General features: G+C 59.6%; 4 protein-coding genes. All 4 read right to left on the bottom strand.

Annotation, left to right across the window (positions count from 1 at the left end; genetic code table 11):
- Window positions 1–126 precede the first annotated feature (126 nt).
- A complete protein-coding gene (locus IGW04_RS07145; protein ID WP_194712361.1) occupies window positions 127–3,120 on the bottom strand; it encodes a hypothetical protein in 2,994 nt (997 codons plus the stop codon).
- Between the two features lie 383 nt (window positions 3,121–3,503).
- Window positions 3,504–4,253 (bottom strand): ABC transporter ATP-binding protein, encoded by a 750-nt coding sequence (locus tag IGW04_RS07140; RefSeq protein ID WP_194712360.1) that lies wholly within the window; start codon window positions 4,251–4,253, stop codon window positions 3,504–3,506.
- A 16-nt stretch (window positions 4,254–4,269) separates the two neighbouring features.
- On the bottom strand, window positions 4,270–6,054 hold the full coding sequence (locus IGW04_RS07135) for a branched-chain amino acid ABC transporter ATP-binding protein/permease (protein WP_194712359.1): 1,785 nt from the start codon (window positions 6,052–6,054) through the stop codon (window positions 4,270–4,272).
- Window positions 6,051–7,106: a branched-chain amino acid ABC transporter permease gene (locus IGW04_RS07130; RefSeq protein ID WP_194712358.1), complete on the bottom strand. Its 1,056-nt coding sequence runs from the start codon at window positions 7,104–7,106 to the stop codon at window positions 6,051–6,053. The genes IGW04_RS07135 and IGW04_RS07130 overlap by 4 nt, the downstream gene beginning before the upstream one ends.
- Between the last annotated feature and the right edge of the window lie 4 nt (window positions 7,107–7,110).

The raw sequence follows: 7,110 nt of genomic DNA, 5'->3' as shown, positions 1-7,110 counted from the left end.
ACTGGCAGTAGGGGTCGGACTGTTTGCCACAATTCATCATCAACCAGTTCGCGTGCCATATTGCCTCGCCACGATAATTATCGACGAGTTGCTATGACAACGAAAATTCCATTTTGTTAGATGCTCTTAGTTCTGCTCGATGGCGTTTATCAACTCTGCTGCATAGGCGTCGAAGGGTGACGCCGCCCCAGGTTTTTCCTGCGCATTCATGGCTAGCCCGCCGATTACCTGTTCCTTGTAAAACTCGAACTCCAGAAGTTTCATCCGGTGGAACAGGTGAACTGCGGTGATCCGGTGGTTTTCATCGGCTTCCGGAGTTGCTGCGATTGTGTTGACCAGGTCATCAAAATCCAGCTTGGCATTGCCGTAGGTATCGGCCAGTATGGATTGCAGGTGACGCGCATCTAGCCTGAAGTGTGCATATTCAGAATCCAATACAGATCGGCGCTCGATGACATCTGCTGCGTCCAATCGGTATTTACTTTCTCCACTGCCGTCTTCTATTGATCTATTCATCGACAGGCTTGCCAGTTTTCCGAAACGCTCCTTGTAGTCATGCCATTTTCCCGCGTCGTAGCGCTCCAGCAATAGCCGCTCCCCGATTGTCATGGCCACCTGGGCCAAGTTCTCCTGGCGCAACACGTCGCGTAATGCACCAAAAAGTAGTCGATAAGCATTGGCCGCTTCCAGCATGGTGCCGTTATCTTGCTGCCTTAGTTTCCATACCGGCTTGCCGTTGCTGGCGACAAAAAGGCTTGTTACTGGAACATTGAACAGAAGATCACTCAAGACCGACTGGTTTACTTTCGATTGCGCTCCATATGCCCGCATGCCGTCGACACCGCCAATAATGTTAAGCCCGGTATACCTGTTTTTAGCGTGGAACAATTGCAGGTCGATATTGCCGAACATTTTTGTAATCAATGCCGGTGTTGCTGCCGCCAGATAGAGCAGGATCTTCGTGTTTTTTGGGTCTTCGATTACGCTCTGGAATGCAGGGTTTGCAATGACTTTCGTTTTCAACGTGGATTGCAAGCCCATTTCTGATACATCCCCGATGCTGGCGAATAATTCCTGGAAAGCGTTAACGCTGCTGATGGCGAATTGGCGATTTTCCTCCAGATAGCTTTCAATCGACGTTTGCTGCCTGCTCAACTCCTTTACCAGCAGATTGACTTGAGACGGCGCAACGCAAACGGCATTTAATTCTCCACACTGGAGCAGGAGGTCATGCGCGGCGTGAACAACGTTCAACCCGCGCGTACGGGCCTTCATGATGTTCTGATGTCCAGGCGCAAGGTAATCCAACACGGCCAGGAACTTGTCTGTCTCCCGGCCTGGTTGCCTTTGCGCGCAGGCCATTAGCCAATTTCTCATAGCGTCATCATGTATCCCTTCGATAATCCAGTCCGGGATCCTGTGGGTACAGAAGTCAGACGTTTTCTGCATGAAACCGATAATTTCATCAATGCGGCCTTCCTTGACCGCATTGCGGAGGTTTTTCAAGTCGATGCATATCCCGTTGTAGTCGATACGGTCTACATACTCCAGGCGCAAGGGCATGCTGCCCCCGAGCGCGATTTCGAGCGTACTGAAGGCTTCAAGAATGCCTTGCGCAGTTCTAGGCCAACCTAAGTCCTGCGCCCCATCGTGGCTTATGCCGTGCAGGAATGCGCATTGTTCTTCGGAACTCAATTGATTCAAATGCTGCACGATAAGCAGCGGGATGAGCTGCCGATAGTTTGCGCCCGTTACGATGTCTTCACGTAGAGGCAATCCGTATTCTTTCGAAAAATGGGTGGCGGCATTGTCGTATCGGTATCGGATCATGGCGCCTGGGGCAACAGGTCCGTTCTGGGCATCCATCCCGCATCGAGTAATTGTGATCGAGGTATTCGGGATGCGGATGACCTGCTGTTCGCTCTCTCCCCAATCGTACGACTTGATCATGATGTGCGGCGATGACGACCGATCGTTCTGAATAAAGGCGTCAACATTCATGATGAAGGAGGTGCAGGGAATGCGCGACTTTATGGCTCTTTCATAATCCGATGGCGGCCGCAAGGTTGCAGCGTTTGTTCCCATTGATGCAAACACCATGTAATGCGCATTGTTTTCAAGATCAGATGGGTCTTTCAGGCCAATGAATCTCGAAGGGCTGGCTTGCGCCTCCAGCCGGGCGCGTGACAACAGGCGTCCGGCCGACAATATGGCAGGGACATTACTGGAGAAGGTGGTATGCAGCATGAAATAGGGTACCTCATAGGCTTTCTGAAAAAACCGCTTCAACCCGGTCTTTACTTTTGCCGAAAACCCCGCAATACCTGGCAAGCGCACTTCTGATAATTCTTGAAAATCAATCTGTCGCGCCGCTTCCATTGCCGACATCGCGATGTCACCCTGAATTCTTAACTGCAGGCGGGATATGTGTTTCAGTCCAGTTCCGCTCAATGCCGTAGCCGGCACGTTTCTACCCTGCGACTTCGCATTTGCGGGATTGTCGTCATCAATGATTCCGCCAAATACAGTGATGTTTCTGTCAGCTCCCGTGATCGCATGGAGCCAGTCCTTGCATAACCTGCTCATGCGAGTGTCGCAAAAATCGACCCGCTTGAGCGAGTGACTGCGTTCTAGGCTTGTAGTGAATTTTTCAAGGTCGGAAAATTGCAGCTCTGGCAGATCAATATGGAGCGTTTGCAAGGGAAGTCCCAAGTAATCCAGCGTCTTCGCAATTGTGTCAAGCTGGCCAGTGTAGCTGCTGGAGCAGTAGTTGAGTTGGGTCATTTCCGTCTTTGCAACTAGCCAGGCAAGTGCCGTTTCAAAACCTCTGTTGATACAGATTTCGGCTAATTTTGATTGCAGTTCGGGGTCATCCGGTATCTCACCTCTGCAAAACGCTAGGAACATACGGTCTCTTAGGTCCGACATTCCATCATCGAGTGGCGGACGTGGCTGCCCTTCCAAGTAACGCACATCAAGCGTATGCGAAGTGCCTGAAGCAGGTATGGCACTGTCTTCGCTGGCACGGCCATGATCGATTTCAAGGCCTTTTTCTGCGTCCTTCTTCTGTTGATTGTTTGTTTTATTGACGAGCCGGTTGAGTCTGAAGTAACTGTCCATATTCTTCCTTTTCGTTTCACAGGCGATGCACTAGCGCCGTTAGAAACAATAGGAAATTTTTTATCCCGCCAACGTGTGAATTCCGCTTTGATCTGTCTGCGCCGACGCCTGCCGGACAACGGCCAAGACCCAAGACCCTATGTATCCGTAGGAGTTTTCCGCTTGGCCTTGCTTATGACCGCTCCTGCGAGCCTCCGCGGCAGAAGGCGGCGCAGCGAAACGTTCGAAAACAACCTAGTCGTCTCGCTAAAAACGATGACGGTTTGATAGTGCTGATACCCACGGGGCAAAGCACTGCTTTGCCCCGTGGATGCAGGTAGCGATGCCGAACTGGAGCGCTTTTCCGCAGGTCGCAGCCGCCGATTCTTCTGCCGCGCAGGCTCCTAGTCCTGCGCCTTGCGCGTCAGGCCCAGATAGGTGTCGATCACCTTGGGATCATTGGCCAGTTGCTGCGCCGGGCCTTGCAGCGCGATGTCGCCGGTTTCCAGCACATAGGCATGGTCCGCCACCTGCAGCGCCGCGCGCGCATTCTGCTCCACCAGCAGGATCGCCACGCCGGTTTCCTTCAGGCCGACGATGATGTGGAAGATTTCCTTCACGATCAGCGGCGCCAGGCCCAGGCTGGGCTCGTCCAGCATCAGCAGGCGCGGCTTGGCCATCAGCGCGCGGCCCACCGCCAGCATCTGGCGCTCGCCGCCGGACAGGGTGCCGGCTTCCTGCTTGCGCCGTTCCTTCAGGCGCGGAAAGAGGCGGTAGACCTCGTCGAGCTGGTCGTTGTAATGGCTTTCGCGCGCCTTGTAGCGGCGGTAGCTGCCCAGCTGCAGGTTGTCTTCCACCGTCATGCTGGCAAACAGCTCGCGCTTCTCGGGCACCAGGCACATGCCGCGCGCCACCCGCGACTCGATTGCCACGCCGGTCATGTCGTGGCCGTCCAGCATGACCCGGCCGCGGGCCGCGCCGGCGGCGGGCAGCGCGCCGGCGATCGCGTTCAGCATGGTGGACTTGCCGGCGCCGTTGGGGCCGATCACGGTGACGATCTGGCCCGCGCCGACCGTCAGGCTGGCGCCATGCAGCGCCTCGACCTTGCCGTATCCCACATGCAGGTCGCTTACTTCAAGAATAGGTGTGCTCATTGTCTTTCCCGCCGCTTCAGTCTATGCCGCCCAGGTAGGCTTCCAGCACCGCCGGGCTCTGCTGCACCTCGGCCGGCAGGCCTTCCGCGATCTTGGTGCCGAATTCCATCACCACCAGGCGGTCGGTCAGGTTCATCACGAAGTCCATGTCATGCTCCACCAGCAGGATGCTCATGCCCTCCGCCTTGAGCTTTTTCAGCAGCTCGGCCAGGGCCTGCTTTTCCTTGTAGCGCAGGCCGGCCGCCGGCTCGTCCAGCAGCAAGAGGGTAGGGTCGCAGCACAGCGCGCGGGCGATTTCCAGGATGCGCTGCTGGCCCAGCGCCAGGCTGCCGGCTTCCTCGTGCATCAGGTGGCCCAGGCCGACCCGTTCCAGCTGGGTCTTCGCCTCGAACAGCAGCGCGTCCTCCTCGGCCCGGTTGGCGCGCAGGATGCTGGTGGCGATGCCGGCCACGTCGCCATGCGTGCCGCGCAGATGGCCGCCGATGGCGACGTTTTCCAGCACGCTCATGGTCGGCATCAGGCGCACATGCTGGAAGGTGCGGGCAATGCCGCGCCGCACGATCTCGCGCGAGGCCAGGCCGTCGATGCGCTGCAGCTGGCCGCCGCTGCGGAAGCGGATCTCGCCGCGCGTGACCGGCAGCACGCCGGTCACCAGGTTGAACATGGTGGACTTGCCGGCGCCGTTGGGCCCGATCAGGCCCATGATCTCGCCGGCCCGCACATTGAACTGCATGTCGTTGACCGCGACCAGGCCGCCGAACTCCTTGCGCGCCTTGTCCACTTCCAGCACGATCTCGCCGCCGGTTTGCTTCGCGCGCATCGGCAGGGCCGGCGCCGACGCCGGCGCCACGGCCTGCGGCTTCTGCGGGAAGCGGCGGCGGATGAAGGGCCACAGGCCTTCGCGCGCGCGCTGCAGCAGCAGCACCATCAGGACGCCGAACACGATGACTTCAAAGTTGCCGCTGGCGCCCAGCAGCTTGGGCAGTAGCGACTGCAGCTGGTCCTTCAGCACGGTCAGCACCGTCGCGCCCAGGATCGCGCCCCACAGGTGGCCGGCGCCGCCCACCACCGCCATGAACAGGTATTCGATGCCCTGGTTCAGGCCGAACGGCGTCGGATTCACCGCCCGCTGCATGTGGGCATATAGCCAGCCCGAGATGCAGGCCAGCAGCGCGGCGATGACGAAGATCACGATCTTCATCCAGGCGGTGTTGACGCCCATCGCCTCGGCCATCACGCCGCCGCCCTTCAACGCGCGAATGGCGCGGCCCGGCCGCGAATTGAGCAGATTGTGCAGCGCGATCACGGTGGCCAGAACCACGAACCAGATCAGGTAGAACATCGCGCGGCCGCTGCCCAGCGTGATGCCGAACAGCGTGATCGGCGGCACGCCGTTGAGGCCGTCGTACTTGCCGAGGAAGTCCAGATTGCCGAACAGGAAATACAGCGACAGGCCCCAGGCGATGGTGCCCAGCGGCAGGAAGTGGCCGGACAGCCGCATCGTGATCGCGCCGATGAAGAAGGCCGCGCCGGCCGTTACCAGCAGGCCGGCCGCAAGGCCCACCCACGGCGACAGGCCGAACTGGGTGGACAGGTAGGCGGTGGCATAGGCGCCCAGGCCGACGAAGGCAGCCTGGCCGAAGGAGGTCAGGCCGGCGACGCCGGTCAGCAGCACCAGGCCCAATGCGACGATGGAATACAGGCCAATGTAATTGGCCAGCGTGATCCAGAATTCCGGCGTGGGCAGCAGCGGCAGGGCCGCCATGATCACGGCAAACAGCAGAAAGGACTTGTTCATCATTCTTCCTCCTCCTCGACATGCCTGGAGGTCAGCGAGCGCCACAGCAGCACCGGGATGATCAGGGTGAAGACGATCACTTCCTTCAGCGCGCTGGCCCAGAACGAGGAATACGATTCCAGCAGGCCCACCATCACCGCGCCGGCGGCGGCGATCGGGTAGCTCGCCAGGCCGCCGATGATGGCGCCGACAAAGCCCTTCAGGCCGATCAGGAAGCCGCTGTCGTAGTAGACCGTGGTCAGCGGCGCGATCAGCACGCCGCACAGCGCGCCCATGGCCGCGGCCAGCGTGAAGGCCAGGCGGCCGGCCTGGGTGGTGCCGATGCCGACCAGGCGCGCGCCGAGGCGGTTCACCGCGGTGGCGCGCAGCGCCTTGCCCGACAGGGTGCGCTCGAAGTACAGATACAGGCCGACGATGAGCAGGATGGACACTGCCACGATCACCAGGCTCTGCCCGGAAATGGCCAGCGCGCCGACTTCAAGGCGGGCATCCGAAAACGGCGTGGTGCGCGAGCCTTCGGCGCCGAACATCACCAGTCCCAGGCCAATCAATGCGAAGTGGGTGCCGACCGACACGATCAGGAGCACCAGGGTGCTGGCCTCGGCCAGCGGCTGGAAGGCCAGGCGATACACCATCGGCCCCATCGGGATCACGATGGCCAGCGCCAGCGCCACCTGCGCCAGCATCGGCGCCTGCGCCGCCGCCACCGTGCGGGCGACGAAGAACAGGGCAATCGGGAACACCAGGAATTTCAACGCCGCCACCGGGATGCTGCGCGCCGCGCCATGCCGGCGTTCGGCGTTGCGCAGCGTGCCCACGACCTCGTACAGGAAGCAGGCCACGCCCAGCGCCACCAGCAGCGTGGCCGAATGCGGAAAGCGGCTGGACTGCAATGCGGCCACGGTCAGCGCGCCAAAGGCGACGAACTCGCCCTGCGGAATGAAGATCACGCGCGTGACCGAGAACACCAGCACCAGCGCCAGCGCCAGCAGCGCATAGATCGCGCCGCTGGTAATGCCGTCCTGGGCCAGGATGGCGGCGATTGATAAATCCATGTTT

It is taken from the genome of Noviherbaspirillum soli, from assembly GCF_015352955.1.
Lineage (GTDB): Bacteria > Pseudomonadota > Gammaproteobacteria > Burkholderiales > Burkholderiaceae_D > Noviherbaspirillum_A > Noviherbaspirillum_A soli.
This window is presented reverse-complemented; position numbering and strand designations above follow the sequence as displayed.